The following is a 19,582-nucleotide window of genomic DNA, read 5'->3' as shown; positions in this document are numbered from 1 at the left end:
GATCCTAGCAGCGCAAAATTCGGTCAGGCGAAAAGGTATTCGGTCGGCGATGGTCGTAATGTCGCTTGCGGTTCAGTAAATGCCAAAAACTCATTCGGTGCTTATGCTGGCGAAAAGAGATTCGTATTCACGTACGAATCGGGGCTAGTGATGATCGACGATGGATCATCTGCCTTTTCCACCGCATGGGGCACGCTGTGTAGATAGTCCATAACGCGAACCCGCCACGGCGGGTTTTTTATTGCCTGGAGAATTTATGGCGGGCTCACTTGGCACCTTGACCCTCGATTTGATTGCTCGGATTGGTGGATTCACCGGGCCTATCGACCAGGCTGGCCGTGCAGCCAAGAAGTCCTCGAAGGAAATTGCAGAGGCGGCCAATCAAGCAAAGGTCGCCTGGAGCGCCCTGGGCGAGGTTGCTGCGGGCGTGGTTGCTGGTCTCTCCGTCGCTAGCATCTTTGGACGGTTCGTTACTGAAACACGAAACGCAGAGCAAGAGCAGTCTCAGCTCAGCGCGGTTCTACGGTCGACTGGAGAGTCGGCCGGATTTAATCGAGACCAGCTGAACGAAATGGCTGCGGCCATGGAGCGTGCCACGACCTTTTCGGGTGGTGACATTAACCAAGCGCAGACCGCATTGCTTGCCTTCACTGGGGTGGTTGGCAATCAGTTCAATAGGGCTCTGCAGTCTGCAGCGGATATGGCAGCGCGAACCGGCGTGACGGTAGTTTCTGCTGCAGAAACGATCGGCAGGGCGCTGGATGTACCATCCAAAGGCCTCACTGCTCTGAGCAAGCAGGGTTTTCGCTTCACGGAAGACCAGAAGAAAATGGCTATTGCCATGGAGTCGACCGGCAACATTGCAGGCGCTCAAGGCATCATACTGGCTGCCCTTGAGGAGTCATACTCGGGAGCTGCAGCGGCAGCCAGGGATACCTTTGGTGGCTCTCTGGACGCCCTGCAGAACACCATTTCCGGGCTTCTCACGGGCGAGGGTAGCCTCAATAGCGCGAAGGACGCCGTTAATGCGTTGAACGATGTTCTTTCATCGCCCGGGGCAAAGGACGCGATCGACCTTACTGCTAAGGCTGCCGTCGTTTTGGCTGGGGTGCTAACTGTTCGGCTAGCTGCTGCTGCGGCGAGTAGTGCCGTTTCATTCCTCGCCGCCCAAGTTGAAGCTGCTCGTTATCAGGCAACACTGGCCAGAATGGCCGGGGTTTCTGCCACTGCCGCTGCTGGAATCACTGCGGTGAGTCTTGCCGCTCGGGCAGCATCTGCAGCGATGGCGCTGCTTGGCGGACCTGCAGGAATCATCATTGCCGCCGGCGCAGCGCTTACCTACTTCGCCACAAAGACGAAGGATGCCAAGCAGTCCCTGGTCGATATCGGTACCCCACTGGACGAAATTGCCGAGAAGTTCAGAAATCTGGGGCGCGATCAGAAGGCGGCCCAGCTTGCTCAATACACGGCTGATTTCGAGAAGGCCACCCAGGACCAAGCAGACGCCTACAGTACGCTGATGAAGCGGGTGAACCGTGACCTGGGTAGTTCGTTGTTCCCCAGGATCAAGAAAGAGTTCGATGAGGCCTACGCTTCCGGGCAGCCATTGTCCTTGGTCATCGAAGATCTGTCGCGGCGGTTCCGGCTCAAGCCGGAGGCGCTCCAGGCATGGGTGGCGCAGTCTGGCGCTGTCGCCGAGGCTGGTGAGAAGGCGTCCTATGCCGCCAGCCTGGTCAAGCGCCTAACCGATGAGTTCAACGCCAACACTGCTGCAGCAGCGACGAACGCAAACACGGTCCCGGAAAGATCCAAGGTCTACACCGACCTGGCCAAAAAGATCGACGAGCAGATCGCTGTCGCGGGGAAGCGGACTGAAGCCGAGAAGCTTGCAGCAAGGATCAGCGGTGGATTCGTTGAGGGGCTGAAGGATGGCGAGGGTGAACTGCTTGTAGCGAAGCAGAAGAACCTGGACGCGATTGAAAAGGCCGCAGCGGCAACGAAGAAAGCCGAGGAAGACGCCAAGTCGCGTGCGAAATCAGCAGCCGAGGCGCTGAAAAAGCGCGGGGTGGACGCCGAAGAAAGCTACCGTCGGCAGATCGCCTTGATTGACGAGACCACCGGCAAGCAGGGCAAGGCTACCGAGGTGGCCAAGCTCGCCTTCGAACTGGAGACCGGCAAGCTCAAGGGTGTCAGCGCCGAGCGCCAGAAGGTGCTGGAAGGCCTGGCCGCCGAACTCGACGCCAAGATCAAGCTGCAGAAGCAGAACCAGGAAGACCTGAAGCTGGCGACCTACGCGGCCAACCTCAAGGACAGCAACACCATTGTTCGCCAGGGCTTCGAGCTGGAGATTGCTGGCGCTGGCCAGGGTGAGAAGCTGCGATCGCGCATGCGGGAAAACCTGGCGATCGAGCAGGACTTCGCCAAGCAGCGCAACGAGCTCTACAAGCAGTACAAGGAAGCGGACCTGCTGGGCGATCCCGATGCCAAGGCGCGCTACGACAAGGAAACGGCCCTGCTGCGTGATGCCATGGCCGAGCGGATGCAGATCCAGGAGGACTACTACCGCAAGCAGGATGAACTGCAGGGCGACTGGCTGAGCGGCGCCAAGGATGCTTGGCAGGACTATGCCGACAGCGCGATGGACCTGAACTCGCAGATGTACAGCGTCACCAGCAATGCCCTGGGCAGCCTGGAGGATGAGCTGGTCAACTTCGTGAAGACCGGCAAATTCAACTTCAACGATTTCGCTGAGGGTATCGCCAACGACCTGCTGCACATGCTTGTGAAGGTGGGCCTGCAGATGGCGGTCAACGCCGCGATCGGCGACACGGCGGCGGCTTCCTCGGCGGCGCTGGCGGCTGCGACCGGTACCGCGATGGCTGCAGCATATGCGCCGGCGGCTGCGATGGCGTCCCTGGCTTCCTTCGGTGCGAACGCCGCACCCGCATCAGCGGCGATCACCAGCACCACGGCGTTGGCCAGCAGCCTGTCGCTGGTCGGCATGGCGCATGATGGTATCGACAGTGTCCCGCGCGAAGGCACCTGGCTGCTGCAGAAGGGTGAGCGGGTCACCACCGCGAACACCAGCGCGAAGCTGGACCGCACCCTGAACGATATCCAGCAGAACAATGGCTCAGGGGGATGGAGCCAGATGCCTCCGATCCAGCAGCACTTCCAAATCCAAGGCTCCGCAGATGAGGCCACGCTGGCGCGGATCAGGGAGGCTGCCACCCAGGGAGCCAACGCCGGATATCAGATGGTCCTCAAGGACTTCAAGAGCAACGGCCCAGCGCGGCAGATGCTGCGCAAGGGGTAAGTGACCACCAGGAGATACCACATGGCAATCGCATGGCCGGATGGCCTGTGCCCGAATGAAATGACCTGGGGGGTCGTCTACAACAATCGGGCGTTCACCTCGACGCTCTCCAATGCTCAGCAGATCGTCGGCTACCCGGGTGCGTACTGGCAGTGCCAGCTGACCTTCTCGGCCCTGTCGCGCGAGCAGGAGCGTCTGCTGACGGCGTTCATTGGGCGCCTGCAGGGGATGTTCGGCACGTTCAACCTTCCGGCCTTCACGCGCACCCGCGCTGACTTCATAGGCGTGCCGGTGGTGGTCACCGCCAATGCGCAGTCGTCGGTGATGCGCATTGGGGGCGTGACCGCCAATGCCAAAGTCTTCTCGATGGGCGACTACATCACCATCGGTGGCGTCATGTTCGAAGTTGTCGATGACGCCGTATCCGGTGCCAATGGTCAGGTGCAGGTGACTGTGAACAAGCCGATCCGCAAAACGATCACCGCCGGCACGGCCATTGAGTACAAGGCGCCTTTCGCAGAAATGCGGTTGACCAGCGACAGCCATTCGCTTGCCCGGCGCCCGGTGATCTCGAACCTCACACTTGAACTTCGGGAGGCCTTCTGATGGCGGGTGCATTCCCCTTCAGTCAGCGGGTGGTGGACATCATCGCTCAAGGCAATTTCACCGCGGTGTGGGCCTGCCAGTTGGATTTTCCAGACGGCATGGTTTTCGCGCACACCGGCACCGGGGACATGGTGATCGATGGCGTCACTTACCTGGGTGTCGGCAACTTCGGCGAGATTGGCCAGGCCCAAGAAAGCAGTAGCTCCGGCTCGCCCATGAGCGTCGAGCTGACACTCAGCGGCCTCGACACCACGATCATCACCGAGACCAGCCTCAAGGGCTGCCGTGGCCGCAACGCCAAGTTGATGTTCGTGGTGTTCAGCCAGACGGGCGAGTACGCCGCCGACATTTTGTTCAGCGGGCGGATGGACGCTGCTCAGTTCGCCTACAGCGGCAACGGTAGCGACGGTAACCACATCAAGGTGCCGATCATCGATCGGATGGCCGAGTGGAGCCGCCTCGGCACCGAGCGCTGGACTGACGAGAACCACCGGGCTCGGTACCAGAACGACCGATTTTTCTACGCCGTCGCCCAAATGGCCGACTGGCCTATCTACTGGGGTGCCAGCAAGGACGCTCCTTCCTTCAGCTACGAGTAGCCCATGCGAAATCGAGACTGGACCACACAACTCGCGAACACGATCAAGGCCGCCACTGAGCGGCCTTTCTCATGGGGCGAATTCGACTGCTGCCTGTTCGCCGCTGACTGCGCGGTGGCGGTGTGCGGTACCGACCCGGCTGAGCTGTACCGAGGCCGGTACACGACCGAGACGGGTGCCAAGCGACTGCTGAAGAAACTGCACGGCTCGCTTGAGGCGGCCTGGGATACCTGCTTTCAGCGGGTCAATCCAGCGTTCATCCAGCGCGGGGACGTGGCTATGTACGACGGACCGAATGGCCGAGGCGTGGCGGTGTTCTGGGCTGGTGAGTTCTGGTCGGTGACCGAGGACGGGGTAGGGCGCATTGCCTGTGACCCGCTGGTGGTGTGGAGGGTTGAATGAGCAAGGCAGTCAGGAAGGTTGCGCTGGTCGCTGCTGGGGCGGCCCTGGGTTTCGTCACCGGCGGTGTTGGCTTCGCGCTGATCGGTGGCGCCGTGGGTCTGTTTGTCGGCAGCCAGCAGGATGCCGCGCTGAAAACTGGCCGTGCGGGAAATAGCGAGCCCTCTGCACAGACCGTCCGTTCTTCCAAGGCCCCGGCGCGCTTCATCCTGGGCCGCGTCAGCACCGGTGGTGTGCTGGTATGGGCGCAGGAGCAGGCTGGCGACCAGGCAGACGGTGAATGGGTGCACCTGGTGTACGTGCTGAGCGAGGGCACCGTCGATGCGCTCGAGGAGATCTACCTCGGCGAGGAACTGATCAACACCTTCGGTGCGTTTGCTTCCTACGAGCTAGTGGTAAATCCGACACAGGTGAACGCCTTCCTGCGTGGCAACTGCCCCGACTGGAAGGACACGCAGATTGGTCGTGGCCTGTCATTCGTGCGCCTGTCGCTGAAACACAACGCGGAGAAATTCCCTTCGGGCATCCCGAATGTCCGGTTCGTGGTGCGTGGCCGAAACGATCTGTACGACCCGCGCACCGGCATGACGGGCTACAGCGAAAACACGGCTCTGCACCTGCTCTGGTTCCTGCGCGCCCGCTGCAAGGTTCCAGATGACGAGATTGTCTTCGAGACCTTCGCCAGCGCAGCCAACGTCTGCGACGAGTCGGTTGGCAATCCAGATGGCTCTTCCGGGATTCGCTATCGCACGGGCTGCGTCATCGGCGCCGATGAGCAGCGCACGAATGTCATCCAGAAGCTGGAAGAGTCGTGCGCGGGACAACTGATCCGCGTCGGTGGGAAATGGATGCTGCAGGCCGGTGCCTACTACGGCCCGTGGGACTTCGAGATCACCGAGGACATGGTGATCGGCACCGTCTCTGGATCGACCGAGGTCGGCAATGATGCGGCAATCAACGTTGTCACCGGCACGTTCGTTGATCCCTCGCAGTCCTGGGCGGAAACGGACTTTCCCGAGGTACGGGTGCAGGCGTGGGTAGACCAGGACGGCGGAGAGTCTGCCGAATCGATGTCGCTCGGGTATGTGACCGACGCCTACCAAGGCCAGCGCCTGGCCAACATCAAGTTGCGCCGCGCGCGGGCCGCTGGCTCGCTGCAGATCCCGATGAACTTCGCGGGCTACAACTGCCGGCCTGGGCGGGTGGTTCGCGTTAACCTGCCGTCGTTGAACATCGTTGGCGAGTTCATCGTCACCGACTGGAACCTGGCCGCCGATAACGGCTGTACGGTCACGGTGTCGCAGTACGAGGCCGCAATCTTCGACGATGCAGTGGGGCAGCCCTACAACCCGATCGGCTTCATCAGCCTGCCGTCCGGCGGCCTGGGCAGTCCTACCGGCCTTGCTTGGGCAGTAGACGATACTGCCGAAGTGACCCAGGGAGTACTGAGCTGGGAGCGGCCATTTGGGATTGTGACTGGATTTGCGGTGACCGTGCGCCAGGCCGGCGTGGCCGTGCAGGCCCAGCAGGTGCCGGAGACCACGCTTCAGGTGCCGCTGGCCGGCCTGCCATCTGGCAACTACACGATGAGCGTAGCCGCGCTCGGGCCGCAAGCGCGGTCGGGCGAGGCGAGCATCACGGTCAACATCAACGGACCAGCGGTGCCGGAGGCATGTGTTGTTCAGCCATCCATTGACAGCATTACGCTGCTCCCGAGCAACGTCCAGCGCGGGCTCAACGGCGGCACCTACGAGTACTTCTTCAGCATGGACCCGCAGGCTACTGCGGCGCAGTCGGAGTACTTGGGGCAAGGCTTGAGCTTGACTCACACCGGGCTTTCCTTTTTCACCAACTACTACTATTTCATCCGCTCGAAGAACGCCTATGGCGTCAGCGGGTTTCTCAAAGTACCTGCGTCTACATCCACCGATGTCACGGCTTTTCTCGCAGCGCTTGCGGGAAAGATCGAGAAGAGCGAGCTGGGGCAGGAGCTTCTCAAGGAGATCGAGCTGATTTCGGGCGATGGTCCCGGGTCTGTCAACGATCGCCTGGAGCAGACCAAGGATGAGCTGTACGAGCGGATTGACCAGTTGACCGACGCCTTGGCGTACGATCCGGCCAAGCCCTATGCCAAGGGTGATGTCGTGCGGCAGGGACAGCGCCTGTTCCAGGCGATAGCACCGGTACCTGCTGGTGCGGCGCCGCCGGACAGCAACTACTGGGCCGATATCGGCACCATTCTCGAAACTGCGAACGCTCTCGCGCTCCAGGTGCAGCAGAACACCGCTGATATCGAGACCCTCGACGGCAAGGTCACGGCTTCGGCCAGCCAGATGACCGCCCTGCAGGCCGCCTGGCGCGATGACGATGGCGAAGGGGATCTTGCTGACGCTCTGCGCGGATGGGACAGCGCTGCAAAGTTCGCGCAGGAAGTCCGAGTCCGAGCGACTGAGAACGAAGCGACCGCAACACGCCTGACATCGCTTGATGCCCAAGTCGCGGGTAACAGTGCAGGCATCAGCACGCTCGAAGCCGTTGTTGCAACGAACGAGCAGGTGACAGCTTCTCGGTTGGATCAGCTCAAGTCCGAGTTCGACAGCAGCACTGCGGCCATCGGAACCGAACTGAATGCTCTAGCCGATGCAGACCATGCCCTGGGTCAACGTATCGCAACGAACGAAGTCGCGATCGGTGACAACGCGGTCAAGATTCAGGAGGTAGAGCAAGCCCAGGCTGATGCCGACAAGTCCATCGGGTCGTTGCGGACGACAGTTGAGGCAGTTTACTCGCAGGGCAGGGATGACAGTGGCGAGGGCGACCTGCTCGGGGCCCTGGACGCCTGGCGATCGAAAGCGAGCTTTGCGTCTGATGTTCGCACCCTTGCCAGCGCTGACCAGGCGCTGGCTAGAAAGTCGGAAACTCTCGAGGCATCGATCGGAGAGACCAGGGCATCCGTTCAGCAGGTAAGTGAAGCGGTTGTTGGGGTCGATGGTCGGGTGAGAGCGCAGACGACCATCAAGGCCCAGACCATCGCTGGTAATCGCAAGGTCATGGCAGGACTATCGGTCGGGGTTGATGGGGACACGTCGGAAATCCTTGCGTTTGCCCAACGGTTCGCCGTGGTCGATGAGGTGAGCGGCAGCTTGATTGCTCCCTTCGTGGTTCAGGGCGGTCAGGTTTTCATCAACCAAGCGGTGATCAACACTGCGTTCATTCAGCAGATCATCCTCGGCATGACGCTGCGTTCTCAGGCAGTCAACGCTCAAGGGCTACCGCTGATCGAGATCAACCTTGTCAACGGCTCCTTCATCGTTCGAGGCCAGGATGCAAGCGGATCAACTCTGCTGAACAACGGCGGCCTGTACGTCTACGACGCCAACGGTGTCGAGCGGACTGCCGTAGGGAGGCTCTACTGATGGCTGCCCAATACGGGCTCCGGACGCGCGATGCGTCCGGGGCGGTAACGCTCGACACAACGGTGACGCCAATCCGATCCCTGAAGATGATGCAAGTGGTGGGCAATGGGGCTTTCGATCAGTACATCGCCATACCTGAGATCAAGGCCGAATCGTTCGTCGTTGTAGACACGCTTGAAGATGCTGGACTCTTCACGTTCTCACCGCCGGCATTCTGGACAACAGGGCAACTACAACTCAGGCAGCCACAGGGAAAGACCTGGCAAGTCATGATCTTGTCAAAGGGTGGAGAGCCTTTTTCCGCAGGGGGGACGTACGGCATTCGCACGAGAAACGATGGCATCGCAACGCAGATCGACGCGGTGAACAAAGTCCTCAGCATTCGGTACGCCGGAAAATTCTCGTTCATTTTCGGGGGTGGTGATCAGCAGATCGAGGGCGATGATTACCGGGCGTTTCCGTCGCCGATCACGACCTACGAGCGGCCGCTGATTTTCATCAACGCGAACGACTACTTCATGGTCGGCCAGTTCAGCATCATTGGCGCGCCAGGTAACTGGACAGGGTTCCGATTGCGGGACTACAGGAATGAAGCCCACGGCCCGGGTTGGAACTTGCCGATTCGGATTTCCTGGTTCTGTGCCAGCTATATGACGGATGCGTCAGCTAGCGGTCAGTACGGTGCATCGGTGAAGGGGCCGGCCGGGGAGCGCTTGTTCGCATCAACAATGAATCTCGCGGTGCTGAATAGCCAGCCAACCGCGAACTCCTTCGTTACTGCAGGCAGTCCAATCGTCAGGCCAGGCTACTACGCGACAAGCCAGCAAATGGGATGGACCGGAAATTATGCCGATTACATTCTGGCAAATGCCTTGTTCACCCAGACAAACATCATGCAGACCTCACAGCCGATTCGCGTGAACTTCGGGGGCTTTCTTCCGGGAAACCGGAATGTCCTGCAGATGTATTGTGAAAGCAACGACGCCGTGAATCCCGTCCTTGCGAACGGCCGAACCTTGTTCGCCGCTCGCCCAATGAAACCAATCTGAAGGAATAACGCATGCCATGGTATAGACAGGGCACTGTGTCGATCACTGCTGGCCAGACCACGGTGACCGGCGCCGGCACGAACTTTCCGGCAAACTCGAGGGTGGGCGATGCTTTCCAGGGGCCGGACGGTCGCTGGTATGAGGTAACCAACATCGCCAGCAGTACGGTGCTCAGCATCCTCCCGGCGTATCAAGGCGCCACAGTAAGCGCAGGCGTCTATGGCCTGGCTCCGATGCAGGGCTACGTCAAAGAGTCAGCCGATCGCCTCCGGCAGGTTGTCGAGCAGTACGGCACCACACTCGCCTTGTTTGGTAATGCTGCTGACGTTGTCACGCTCCGGACGAATATCGGGGCTGCAAAGTCCGGTGCAAACAACGACATCACGTCGCTGACCGGCATGACAACGGCTTTGAGCATCGCCCAGGGCGGTACCGGCTCGACAACTGCCGCCGCTGCAAAGACCGCTCTCGGCGTCGGAGATGTCGGGGTGGGCCAGTCGTGGCAAAACATGCTGTCTCAGCGCTCGCTCGGTACGCTGTACACCAACACTACGGGCCGCCCAATTCAGGTGATCGTCCAAGCCGGACCTGCTTCATCGGTGAACACCGCGCTCAACATCACAATCGGTGGCACGGTGGTCTACTCGGCTTATGCGGGCGCGGCGGGAGTCTACATTGCGACCGCAACGGCCATCGTCCCGCCTGGGGCAACATACTCGGTCGGTGCCTCGAACGGTTCGGTCAACGCCCTTACTGGATGGAGTGAACTTCGATGATGCGATACTTCCGCAACCCCGCCGGCGGGCCAGTGATGGCGTTCGACCAGCGCGACCCAGTCGACGAATATCTGCCCGCCGGTTACATCGAAATGAACGCGGCCGAGGTCAGCGCATACCTGAATCCAGAGCCTGCATATTGGACTGATGGGGCTACGCTCGTGCTGAGCGCCCATGAAATACAAGGCTGGCGCAAGGCCTCTCAGATCGAGATCGACGCACTTCTTCCTGCGATGCAACTGCGCGATGCCCAGGCCGAGGTGACGCGCCGCCGCATCATCGCCGACTCAGCGATGGCACCGCTGCAAGATGCCGTCGAACTCGACGACGCAACCGAAGCTGAAGCCGCCCTGCTCAAGGAGTGGAAGCGGTACCGCATCGCACTGAACCGGCTGCCTGAGCTGGCCGGCTACCCGCACGCCATCGACTGGCCCGCGCCGCCCGCATAAATCTACACATCCGACAGACAGCCGCCGCATGGCGGTATTTTTTTGCCTGGAGAAAACCCATGTCGATCGACAACGACATCCAGCAGGGCCTGGCCCTGTTGCCGCCACAGATGTGCACTCGCCCGGCTCGAGTACTGCTGCATGCGATCAATCTTCAAGAGAACCCAAAGCGCCTCGAGCAGCAGGTGAACGGACCTGCCCGCGGCGACTACCAATTTGAAAAGGGCGGCGGTGTGGTCGGGGTTATGACCCACGGATCGGTAAAGGCGCGCACCCAGGAAGTTTGCCGAGCTCGGGGCGTGGGCTTCAGTGCCGAATCGATCTACCAGGCCATCGGCCTTGATCCGGTGTTGGCTGCCGCCCTGGCCCGCCTTCTGCTGTGGACTGACCCAAAGCCCATGCCGTCTGCTGACGATGAGCATGGCGCCTGGGAGCTGTACCTGCGTGTGTGGCGACCTGGGGCTTACACCCGTCAGCCGGAGGAACTGCGCGCCAAGTTCAAGAGAAATCACGCAGCAGCACTCAAGGCGGTGCCGGCATGAGCGCCTGGGCATTGCGCCTCGCCGGCGCCGGCCTGCTGATCCTGCTGGGTATCGCCGTCGGCACATGGACCACCAGCAGCCACTTTCGGCCGCTTCTCGATGCTGAGCAGGACCAGGTCACCCAGTGCGCCACAGCACGAGACAACCTCGCCGGGCTGGCGCGGGAGCAGGGCAAGGCCCTGGGCGACCTGGTCCTGGCCGCTAACGATCGCCAGGCCAGGGCAGAGCAAGCAGTGAAGGAGGCCAGGGCCAGCGCACAGGACGACTACGCGGCGGCGAACCGTCTGCAGCAGGAGCGCACCGGTGGCAATCAGTGTGCCGCCGCGACCTCGATCATCGACAAGGAGCTTGGGCTATGAGGATGCCGTTGATTGTGTGCGTGCTGGGGCTGGCTGGATGTGGCGGACAGATCCAGCCGAAGGTGCAGTACGTGCGTGTTGAGGTGCCAGTGCAAGTGCCGTGCCGCGCTCCTGATGTGGCGGTACCCTCCTGGGCTGCTGCCAGCCTTCGCAAGACCGACAGCCTGGAGGTGAAGGTGCGTGCGCTACTGGCTGAGCGGCGGCAGAGGGTCGGATACGAGAAGTTGTTAGAGGCAGCAGGGTCAGCGTGTCGTTGAGCTCCGCCTTTAATGCTAGAACTCCATTGACGCCCAGTGCTCGATAGATTTTTCGTCCACCTTTCTTGTGAGTCTATTGTAAATATCAGCTCGTATTCCGCCCCTCTGTCCCATTGTTTTGACGTTGCGAGCGTATTGCTGCAGCGCAAGTCTCATAAAGCCGTTGGTGCTCAAGCTCTTGAGGTGCAGCAAAGTTTTTTGGTCTGCAAATACCTCCGCGCCCACCAGGTCCATCTTCCGCATCTTGGTGTTGAAATTCTTCTGCTTGCTGAAGTCCAGAGCGTGCATCAACTCGTGGTGGAGGGAGTTATATTTCCAAAGCCAAATCGCGCCCTCGTGAGAGTCGGGGGGTAAGCAGTTTTCGTTTATGAATATGGCGCTTCGACCCTTGCCATTTAAGAGGAAATTTATGGTGACCCCGCCAGCCCCCTCTATTCCATAATCTTTGAGATCAGCAGTGTCGTCGTTAAAGTAAATCTTTTCGTCGTAACGAACGCCGCATAGATCCAGAAGGTCGGTGCCGTCATTCATTTCGTCAGGTGGAATAAGGTACACGTCGCTGGTCAGGCCCGCGTATCGACTGGCCAGTTCGTTGTATGCGGTTTCAAAAACCTCAGCTCCGAGCATAGCGTGACTCCATGGCGGCTATTGATTTTGCAAATAGCATTTTGCCATTTGTATAGCTGCTATAGCCAGCCGCCAGGCAGCCACCACACCGCCATGGTGCTCTCCGACCTGCTCGCACGGGCTGATGCTCGAGCGGGAGACCTGGCGGCAGCTTATGAAAAATCCCGAATAGCCGGCCTGGCCTGTGAAGCGTCCTATAATGCTTTGACGCTTCATTGAAATGGCATTTGCCAGAGGGAAAACATGAACTTGCGCATGAACGGATGGCAAAGGGCGTGGGTTGTATCCAGTGTTACTTTAGGTCTTGCGATCGGGCTATTGCTCTATGGAAACAGCTCGGCAGAGGGCGCAGAAGTGCTGTGGGGGCTGCTGTTGTGGGTGTTGATAGTGGGGATTCCACTTTACGCCTTAGGTTGGTCTGTTGCGTGGGTCATTAGGGGGTTCAAGGCGCATAGATGAAGCGATGCTTGCATAGCGGAACAAAGTGCTGGTTGATGGACGTTACTGTCAAACGACAGCACATCAGCTCATTGCCAGGGAGGCGCGCATGAAGGAAAAGCGCGAAGTCGTGATGCCAGACCATCAGGTCTACAAGGATGTTGAGGAGGCTATGAGGCGCCATCTTGAGGCGCAGGAGGCCGGTCTGCCTGCGGAGGAAGTGGAGCGCTTGCGGCTGATTTTGGAATCACAGATCAAGGCGGCCCGTCAGTACCATTCAAATGCCATGGGGCGAGCTCCGCTGAATCGTCACTGAAGTGGCGCTATAAGCTCAGGCCCCTGGTTCCGCACATTCCCTACGGTTGTGCTGACCTTGTACCACTCGAATGCCTCAGACGGCTCTCCCAGGTTCAGCACCATCTGTTCTGCGTGCTCGCTGGGCATCCCTGCTGTAATCCACTCTCGCGCCAGTTCCGGCTCAAACACAACTGGCCGGCGGTCGTGCACGTCAACAAGCCCGCCCTGGGCGTCGGCTGTGATGATAACGAAGCCGTCGTGCTCGTTGCCGGTGAATTGACCGATGCTGGCGCATAGCGCTGGCTGGCCGTCCCGCCGCCGGATGTAGTACGGCTGCTTCTTTGGGCCACCCTCATCAACCCACTCGTACCAGCCGTCGATAGGCGTAATAGCCCGATGCGGCCAGATGGCCCGGAAGAACGGGCCGTGAGCGACCTTCTCGACGCGGGCATTGATCGGCGCGGCGCGATCTGTCGCCCAGTGCGGCCGCCACCCCCATCTCACCAGGTCCGCCCGTGGGCCTCCCTCATCAACGCGCAGCACAGCAACGGGCGTAGTAGGCGCAACGTTGTACCGCTTCAGCGCTTGGTCACCGACGTTGTTCCTCCACACCTCCGGCATGCTGAGTACTTCAACGAAGTCGTGAATGCCTCTGTACTGTGTCAGCCGTCCACACATTTTCCGTCCCTCCTGCTCGAGCAAGCATAGTCCGCCAGGCGGTACTGGTGCTGGCTGCGCATGCAATGCTCAAATACTGTATCGATATACAGTATTGGTGCCGTATGTACTTTCTCCTTGTTCGTCGCCGAAATCTCGGTGTCGCAATCCCCAGCGCGCAACTCACGAAGATCCAGCCGATTCGCGCTGACGTTCACATCGAGTACGGACACAGTTCAGTGCTCGGTCGGCAGTGCCTGGGCGCCTGGGTGTTCAACCCAACCCCAGGGCCCGACGTTATCCCGCGGCTACACGACGCGTGCGTGACCGGGATGGCTCAAGGCGGAATGAACGTTACGGGTGTTGAAGAGGTGGATGGCGTGCTCTATGCGCAATCGTGGTGGTGCCGTGCTCAGTAGCGCTGCGGGCATACCGCAGCCTTGGATGGACGAGCTCAACGATCAGATGGCGATGATCACCGATCCAGACGGGCGCTCTGCAGTGATGGCGGAAATGGCCGTTTCCGCTCACCGCAGACAGGACGTTGATGCTGGGGCGCTGGCCGAGATGCTGGAGCTCGCCGAGGCGGCCAGGCTATGGGCTCATGCTGAGCGTGAAGCGGAGTGATAGTGACGCCAGCCAGGACGGCTGACGGGGTGGCAGAACGCCAAAGGAAGGGGTGAAAATCGGTTCCAAAACTGAAGCGGCGACCTTTATAGAATGCGGGCTGTAGCCGAGCCATTTCGCCTTTGTTTTGGAATCGATTTTGGTGTTTGCGCCCCATGATTAGGGCACTTGTACCACGGTCTTGAAAACCGTCGATGGGCAACTATCCTAGAGTTCGAATCTCTACGCTTCCGCCACTAATTCTCATTAAAGCCCTGATTTTTCGGGGCTTTTTTGTGCCTGTGTGTTTTTGGTCCCCCATCTGGTCCCCCATTTTTAGTGTGGCTTATGCTGGTTTGCTGCGGATTGTGATGGACATATGGCCTAGCAACTCACGTTTGGAAGGGAGCGATTTTTCCAAGGCAGCCTAGGTATGCTTGGCTCTTGCCGGCAGCTATCGACCCGGCGCCTGAATATTGGGGTCGCTTCGCGACACATCGCCGATACGCGCGGCTCTCACAGAGGCTGGCGCAGGTCTGGAAGCTGGTGATATTCCTATGGGAACCGGTTTGCCGCGATGAGGCCTGAACTGCTAAACACAAGGCCTTGGATCGATGCCGGCCATCAGACCGTCGCTATCGTCCTATGATGGATCAACGTAGCAGAATGGGCAGAGCATGAAGCGAACCTTGGAAGGCATGGCCAAAGCCGGCGAGCCGCTACTGCGCGAAGCCCTTGATGCGATAAGGGCGCATCAGGCCGCGCAAGATAACGGGGCATCTCCAGAGACAATCGAGCGGCTTAGAGTGTTGGCTGACTCCGTTTATCACGCGGTAGTGGATTTCCAGGTGCTTGAAGCCGGCAGTCTGTCTGAATCAATTCACTGATATCGAGGCACTGATGCCCAAACAGTCGAAGTTTTTGCCGCCCGACCACCCAGCCTACACCGAGGCAATTGAGGCAATGCGCCGTTACCACGAAGCTCAGGATACCGGCGCGCCTGCGATAGAGGTGGAAAGATTACGCCTGATAGCTGAGTCTCTGTTCCAAGCTGTAACCGACTATCAAATGAAAGCCTTTGGCCACGGCGGCGGAACTGTTCACTGATTGGCAGTTGCGCGGAAGATGAAGCGTCCTGCTGAGTGTCTGTTTTTGACCCCATTGCGGACTTCCGGATGTTAGCGCCGCTGCTCGGCCCATCGCCTGCAAGCGCGACTCCCACAGGTGTTTCGCGGATCTGGAAGCTGGGCGGCTAAAATCGGTTATGGCGCCTACGCTGACAACATGAAGTCTCTGATCAACATCTGCTTTGGGTCGGTTAACGCCTCTGGACCGGGCTGACCATCGTTGCCTTAACGAGCACCCGGGCTATCCACATCCGAAGTCCTGACTCGGTCTCACTTTTCGTGGGTTTCAGCTTTAGCTTTCAGTCCAGCCTCAGGGCTTCAGCATCAGTATTTGAAACGTAAGCCTGGAAATGGTCGCGGGCGAACTCCTCGCTGTTGCTTTAGGCTTTCGTTAAGCTTCGGCGAACTGCGCCGATTTACCTCGCTTTTGGCTAAGGTCCGTCCGTCACAACCGATCAACGCGTCGGCGAGGTAGAGGTATGGGGATCTAGGTACCCGGTCGAGACGCCTCTATAGGGGCCTAAGCAGTCTTGGAGGTAATGCATCAAAGCCTAAGCTGTGCCATCATTGTGCCCACCGGACCTGTAAATAGTAGGAAGCTATGAATCTCATTGATAGTGTGATGATTAAAGGTTTTTGGGGGAATCACGAAGTATCCTTCAAAGCAAGCGAGGATTTGAATTTCCTCATCGGTCCAAATGGTTCAGGTAAATCCACTACGCTCAAAATAATCTCTGGCGTTCTTCGCGCTGACAAAGATTACCTCTCTGAGCTTGACTTTGAGTCGGTTCGTATAAATTTGAAGGATCCACGCTCCAAGCGAAAACCATATATTGAAGTAGTTAAAAATCTTGGGGTGCCATTCTTTCATTGTGATTATAAGATTGTAGAGTCTTCTACTGAAAAACCCTATGCGTATGTTTTGAGTGATGTGGATGGTTATGATACGGTTAGCAAGGGCTCGTTTTTTATAAGAGCTCAGTTAGCTGGGAGTACTGCCGCGAGCCGTACTCTAGCAAAGCATCTCTCTGAAATGGTGTCTTTGACTTGGCTATCTGTTCAGCGAGCCGCTTCGCTGAAGGGGCCAGGTGGAAATGATCCGGTTGATTTGAGGTTGGATGATTTCTCGAATCGATTGGTTAGATACCTTTCCTCTTTGAGTAAGCAGGTGAATGCTCTGCATGAGCGTTTTCAAGAACATGTATTCTTATCTTTGCTGGTCAAGGAGAATGACAAGGTGGCAGCCCTTCCTGGGCGTGAGAAGGTCGACAGTGAAAAGCAGGCACTCCTACAAATATTTTCTGAATTTAAGTTGGACAAAAGAAGTTACCAAAAGAAGCTAGATGGACATTTTGGTATGCTGGAGGATCTCCGAGGGCGATGGGGTAAAAGTACAGATCTCAAACCGGCCGACTTTATGGCGATTTTCTCCCTGCACAGAATCGAAAGTACCGTGGATGTCTGGGAGGGTATCACCAAAGAGAAAAATCGGATTGTTTCTTCTCGGGATCTTTTCTTAGCTATACTGAATAAATTGCTTTTGAAGAAAACCATTTCGCTCAATGAGCGTAATGAGTTAGTGATTAAGACTGAATCTGGAAAAATTTTGAAGCCCTCCCAGCTTTCTTCTGGGGAAAAGCAGATCATCGTTATTCTTGGTGAGGCTTTGCTGCAGGAAGGTCAAAGCTTTATATATATGGCAGATGAGCCTGAGATTTCGCTTCACGTAGCTTGGCAAGAAAGTTTGGCAAAAAATATAAAAAGCCTTAATCCTGCCGCTCAGATTGTCTTCGCTACCCATTCCCCTGATGTGGTCGGGGCCAACCAAGATCGTTTGATTCACATGGATCGCTGCGTGAAATGACATTTACAAGAACTGTGTCAGGTCGATCGAATTTGCCTGCGTTTTTGGGCGTCAGTATGGTGGTCTATACAGAGGGTGGCGAGTTCAATAAAGAGAAAAAACAAAGCGACTGTTCAATTGATGCGGTTTTTTGGAAAGGATTTTTTTCACGATTTTTACCAGGTCTGAGTTATGAAATTAGACCTCTTGGCTCAAAGGATAATTTATTGCCTTATGCTCAAGATGTTGCCGCATCAAAAATATCCAATACCATAGTGGCTATGGATAGAGATCATGATCATCATCGCCATTGTTTGATTGATCATCCGTTTGTTCTCTATACATATGGTTACAGCTGGGAGAACGATGCTTGGCAAGCTGAAGCTATTATCTCTAAGCTTGAGAGAATTTCTGTGAAAGGCGTTAGTGCTGAAGCTGCAGAAGTGATTAGAGTTAAGTGTCGTAATTTTTTGGTGGATTTCAATAGGTTGATTTTTGTAGATGTGCTCTGCTCGCTAAAAAGGGTGCAGGGAATTCATCGTGAAAAATTCTGGGCGTATGTTGATGTTCGTGATTCTAATAGATATAGAGTCAAGAAAGAATCTTTTAGGAAGTTAATTGGCACCATTAAGTCGGGTAGAGTGGAAAAATTTCAGTTTAGTGGTTGCGATAGGGTTGTGGCAGCCCGCGACTGTTACGGTAAGTTGTGGGCAAAATTTTTGTATGGGATTTTTTGTGAGTGTTTTCGTGATGTTACAGGTCAAAAAAATCTGAATAGAGAAATGGCGGATGTATTGGTCGCTGAGCATTTTCAGTATACGGATCTAGACAAGGATCCGGATTTGAAAAATTATTATCAGGGTATGGCCTCGGCTTTGCGTGCACGAGTCGCTGATGCTACTCGAATATAGAGGTTGATCTGTGGGGTTGTCTGTGGTGATGTCTTTATTTTTTGATAATTTTGAATGCGTTTTTGTCATTCTCATGGCCTGGAGATAAGGCAATGCTAAAGTCCCCTTGTTGGATCTCGATAGTTTTGCGGGAGTCATTAGTTGCAATGACGATTCCATCGAGAATCCATAATTTTGGATCTGTTTAAGTGGCTAGATGCAGGTTGGAGTTACTTGACCAGTACGAGATGTGAATTATCCGCAGGCAGGGCAGCGAAAATATCTGTTGAGCTGTTCAGTAAGTATCCATTCAGAATGTTCGTTTTGCGAGGACCTCTCACAGTGCAAGCCCAAATGTTTTGCCCATTAGACCTTTTCCGATGAATGCCCAGTTTCTCAAATTGACGCTGAACGCGCCGCCAATGCTCGATCTGGTTGCTTCCATCAGACTGCTCCGGTTGCTCGGCAGCATAGCGCTGGAAAATGCCCGGTGTGACCAGGAAGAAAGTACCGTCCACCGTATGGACCTTGGCCTTACTGTCGTTGATCACTAAGCGATGACTGTTAACTCCCTCGCGCAGCCACTCGATAAAGGCCTGCCCCACGGAATACTGTGGTGGAGGAGTGGCAGATTGAGCCATCTCAACAGCTGATCCACTCTCGCGTTCGCCCTGCACTTGCAACATGTCCATAAGGTCGTCGAGGTAGTCGAATTCCTGATTCTGCAGCACGGCGCCGGCTTGTTTTGCTTCTGGTGTTGCAGGCGGCTGATCCGGGGCCGACTCGTTGGTTTCGCTGGTCGGTAGTGGGCCATCCATCATCGGCTCTACCGTGCCGCTAAAGTAATCTGGCCTCGGCTCATTGGCCCAGATCAGGCTCGGCTGCAGGCGAAGAAAGGTAAAGCGATGTTGCCAGTCATCCTCTGAAACGGTGGCGCTCCACACCGCTTTGCCCTCTGGTGTCACATCCACCAGTCCATGCGACTGCAGCTCATCGAACAAGGCAATGTTGGAGGAGGGGATGCCATCCACTGCCTGGGCGAGCAGGTAAGCGCGCAGTTTGTCGGTGGCGGTCTTGCTGACCAGCCACAGATGGTCTTGGGTAAGCCAGCCAGCCGCGCCGGGCTGGTTGAATTTGAACTCTTTTTTGGCCAGGTGACGCAGGCCTGTGAGTAGGTGATGCTGCAACGAATGTTTGGGTGCCTGCAGGGCTTTGGTGGGATTGGCGCCGATGTTCTGCGCGGTGGAGACCCGGTCAGCTTGTAGCACCAGTTCCCCGAGGGTGCCGGCGTGCTCGTAGTGATTGGCCAGCAGGAACAGTAGGTGTCCC

The 19,582-nt window shown here is 57.4% G+C and carries 21 protein-coding genes and 1 pseudogene; 19 read left to right on the top strand and 3 right to left on the bottom strand.

The window, feature by feature from the left end:
• Nucleotides 1–256: 256 nt before the first annotated feature.
• Genes APH44_RS08600 through APH44_RS30345 form a run of 11 tightly spaced genes read left to right on the top strand, consistent with a single transcriptional unit; the run spans nucleotide 257 to nucleotide 11,768 of the window.
• On the top strand, nucleotides 257–3,316 hold the full coding sequence (locus APH44_RS08600; protein WP_082420952.1) for a phage tail tape measure protein: 3,060 nt from the start codon (nucleotides 257–259) through the stop codon (nucleotides 3,314–3,316).
• Between the two features lie 21 nt (nucleotides 3,317–3,337).
• Nucleotides 3,338–3,922 (top strand): hypothetical protein, encoded by a 585-nt coding sequence (locus tag APH44_RS08595; RefSeq protein WP_054892271.1) that lies wholly within the window; start codon nucleotides 3,338–3,340, stop codon nucleotides 3,920–3,922.
• Nucleotides 3,922–4,521 carry a hypothetical protein gene (locus APH44_RS30055; RefSeq protein ID WP_054892270.1) on the top strand — a complete coding sequence of 200 codons (600 nt, stop codon included), beginning with the start codon at nucleotides 3,922–3,924 and terminating at the stop codon, nucleotides 4,519–4,521. Before APH44_RS08595 ends, APH44_RS30055 begins: the two co-directional genes overlap by 1 nt.
• Before the next feature lie 3 nt (nucleotides 4,522–4,524).
• The gene (locus APH44_RS08585) at nucleotides 4,525–4,923 is read left to right on the top strand and encodes a hypothetical protein (RefSeq protein ID WP_054892269.1); all 399 of its coding nucleotides are present in this window, start codon (nucleotides 4,525–4,527) and stop codon (nucleotides 4,921–4,923) included.
• The gene (locus APH44_RS08580; protein WP_054892268.1) at nucleotides 4,920–8,336 is read left to right on the top strand and encodes a DUF1983 domain-containing protein; all 3,417 of its coding nucleotides are present in this window, start codon (nucleotides 4,920–4,922) and stop codon (nucleotides 8,334–8,336) included. The genes APH44_RS08585 and APH44_RS08580 overlap by 4 nt, the downstream gene beginning before the upstream one ends.
• Entirely contained in the window at nucleotides 8,336–9,385 is a 1,050-nt protein-coding gene (locus APH44_RS08575; protein WP_054892267.1) for a hypothetical protein, read from the top strand. Before APH44_RS08580 ends, APH44_RS08575 begins: the two co-directional genes overlap by 1 nt.
• An 11-nt stretch (nucleotides 9,386–9,396) precedes the next feature.
• On the top strand, nucleotides 9,397–10,161 hold the full coding sequence (locus APH44_RS30655) for a hypothetical protein (protein ID WP_054892266.1): 765 nt from the start codon (nucleotides 9,397–9,399) through the stop codon (nucleotides 10,159–10,161).
• Nucleotides 10,158–10,610, top strand: a complete 453-nt coding sequence (locus APH44_RS29035; protein ID WP_082420951.1) for a tail fiber assembly protein — start codon at nucleotides 10,158–10,160, stop codon at nucleotides 10,608–10,610. Before APH44_RS30655 ends, APH44_RS29035 begins: the two co-directional genes overlap by 4 nt.
• Before the next feature lie 59 nt (nucleotides 10,611–10,669).
• Nucleotides 10,670–11,152, top strand: coding sequence for a hypothetical protein (locus APH44_RS08560; RefSeq protein ID WP_082420950.1), 483 nt, complete (start codon nucleotides 10,670–10,672; stop codon nucleotides 11,150–11,152).
• Complete coding sequence (locus APH44_RS08555; RefSeq protein ID WP_054892265.1) at nucleotides 11,149–11,511, top strand: hypothetical protein; 363 nt, start codon at nucleotides 11,149–11,151, stop codon at nucleotides 11,509–11,511. The genes APH44_RS08560 and APH44_RS08555 overlap by 4 nt, the downstream gene beginning before the upstream one ends.
• Complete coding sequence (locus tag APH44_RS30345; RefSeq protein ID WP_054892264.1) at nucleotides 11,508–11,768, top strand: hypothetical protein; 261 nt, start codon at nucleotides 11,508–11,510, stop codon at nucleotides 11,766–11,768. The genes APH44_RS08555 and APH44_RS30345 overlap by 4 nt, the downstream gene beginning before the upstream one ends.
• Before the next feature lie 15 nt (nucleotides 11,769–11,783).
• On the opposite strand, the gene APH44_RS08545 is transcribed toward APH44_RS30345, so the two are convergent.
• Complete coding sequence (locus tag APH44_RS08545; RefSeq protein WP_054892263.1) at nucleotides 11,784–12,395, bottom strand: hypothetical protein; 612 nt, start codon at nucleotides 12,393–12,395, stop codon at nucleotides 11,784–11,786.
• A 90-nt stretch (nucleotides 12,396–12,485) separates the two neighbouring features.
• Here APH44_RS08545 and APH44_RS29030 point away from each other — a divergent pair.
• Together APH44_RS29030 and APH44_RS08540 are read left to right on the top strand one after the other, a co-directional pair.
• Nucleotides 12,486–12,614, top strand: a pseudogene (locus APH44_RS29030) (DUF2514 family protein); the annotation flags it as partial.
• 328 nt (nucleotides 12,615–12,942) lie between these two features.
• Entirely contained in the window at nucleotides 12,943–13,149 is a 207-nt protein-coding gene (locus APH44_RS08540; protein ID WP_054892262.1) for a hypothetical protein, read from the top strand.
• On the opposite strand, the gene APH44_RS08535 is transcribed toward APH44_RS08540, so the two are convergent.
• Nucleotides 13,143–13,808 carry an SOS response-associated peptidase gene (locus APH44_RS08535; RefSeq protein ID WP_054892261.1) on the bottom strand — a complete coding sequence of 222 codons (666 nt, stop codon included), beginning with the start codon at nucleotides 13,806–13,808 and terminating at the stop codon, nucleotides 13,143–13,145. The two genes, APH44_RS08540 and APH44_RS08535, sit on opposite strands and share 7 nt — an antisense overlap.
• Before the next feature lie 104 nt (nucleotides 13,809–13,912).
• Between APH44_RS08535 and APH44_RS30340 the strand changes: the two genes are divergently transcribed.
• The 6 genes from APH44_RS30340 to APH44_RS29690 all read left to right on the top strand — a co-directional run bounded on the left by APH44_RS30340 (nucleotide 13,913) and on the right by APH44_RS29690 (nucleotide 18,274).
• Nucleotides 13,913–14,206 carry a hypothetical protein gene (locus tag APH44_RS30340; protein ID WP_054892369.1) on the top strand — a complete coding sequence of 98 codons (294 nt, stop codon included), beginning with the start codon at nucleotides 13,913–13,915 and terminating at the stop codon, nucleotides 14,204–14,206.
• Between the two features lie 25 nt (nucleotides 14,207–14,231).
• A complete protein-coding gene (locus APH44_RS08525; RefSeq protein ID WP_371105666.1) occupies nucleotides 14,232–14,414 on the top strand; it encodes a hypothetical protein in 183 nt (60 codons plus the stop codon).
• 656 nt (nucleotides 14,415–15,070) lie between these two features.
• Complete coding sequence (locus APH44_RS08520) at nucleotides 15,071–15,280, top strand: hypothetical protein (protein WP_016488107.1); 210 nt, start codon at nucleotides 15,071–15,073, stop codon at nucleotides 15,278–15,280.
• 13 nt (nucleotides 15,281–15,293) lie between these two features.
• Nucleotides 15,294–15,500, top strand: a complete 207-nt coding sequence (locus APH44_RS08515) for a hypothetical protein (protein ID WP_054892259.1) — start codon at nucleotides 15,294–15,296, stop codon at nucleotides 15,498–15,500.
• A 621-nt stretch (nucleotides 15,501–16,121) separates the two neighbouring features.
• Nucleotides 16,122–17,384 carry an AAA family ATPase gene (locus APH44_RS29025; RefSeq protein WP_060477766.1) on the top strand — a complete coding sequence of 421 codons (1,263 nt, stop codon included), beginning with the start codon at nucleotides 16,122–16,124 and terminating at the stop codon, nucleotides 17,382–17,384.
• A complete protein-coding gene (locus APH44_RS29690) occupies nucleotides 17,381–18,274 on the top strand; it encodes a DUF4435 domain-containing protein (protein WP_139139546.1) in 894 nt (297 codons plus the stop codon). The genes APH44_RS29025 and APH44_RS29690 overlap by 4 nt, the downstream gene beginning before the upstream one ends.
• A gap of 209 nt (nucleotides 18,275–18,483) precedes the next feature.
• Here the strand turns inward: APH44_RS29690 and APH44_RS08505 are convergent.
• Nucleotides 18,484–19,582: helicase/relaxase domain-containing protein (locus APH44_RS08505; protein WP_177342471.1), on the bottom strand; the 1,099-nt coding region annotated here is incomplete at its 5' end.

Source organism: Pseudomonas sp. NBRC 111143 (genome assembly GCF_001320965.1).
Lineage (GTDB): Bacteria > Pseudomonadota > Gammaproteobacteria > Pseudomonadales > Pseudomonadaceae > Aquipseudomonas > Aquipseudomonas machongensis.
The sequence above is the reverse complement of the archived record's forward strand: the minus strand, read 5'-3'. Positions and strand labels throughout refer to the sequence as shown.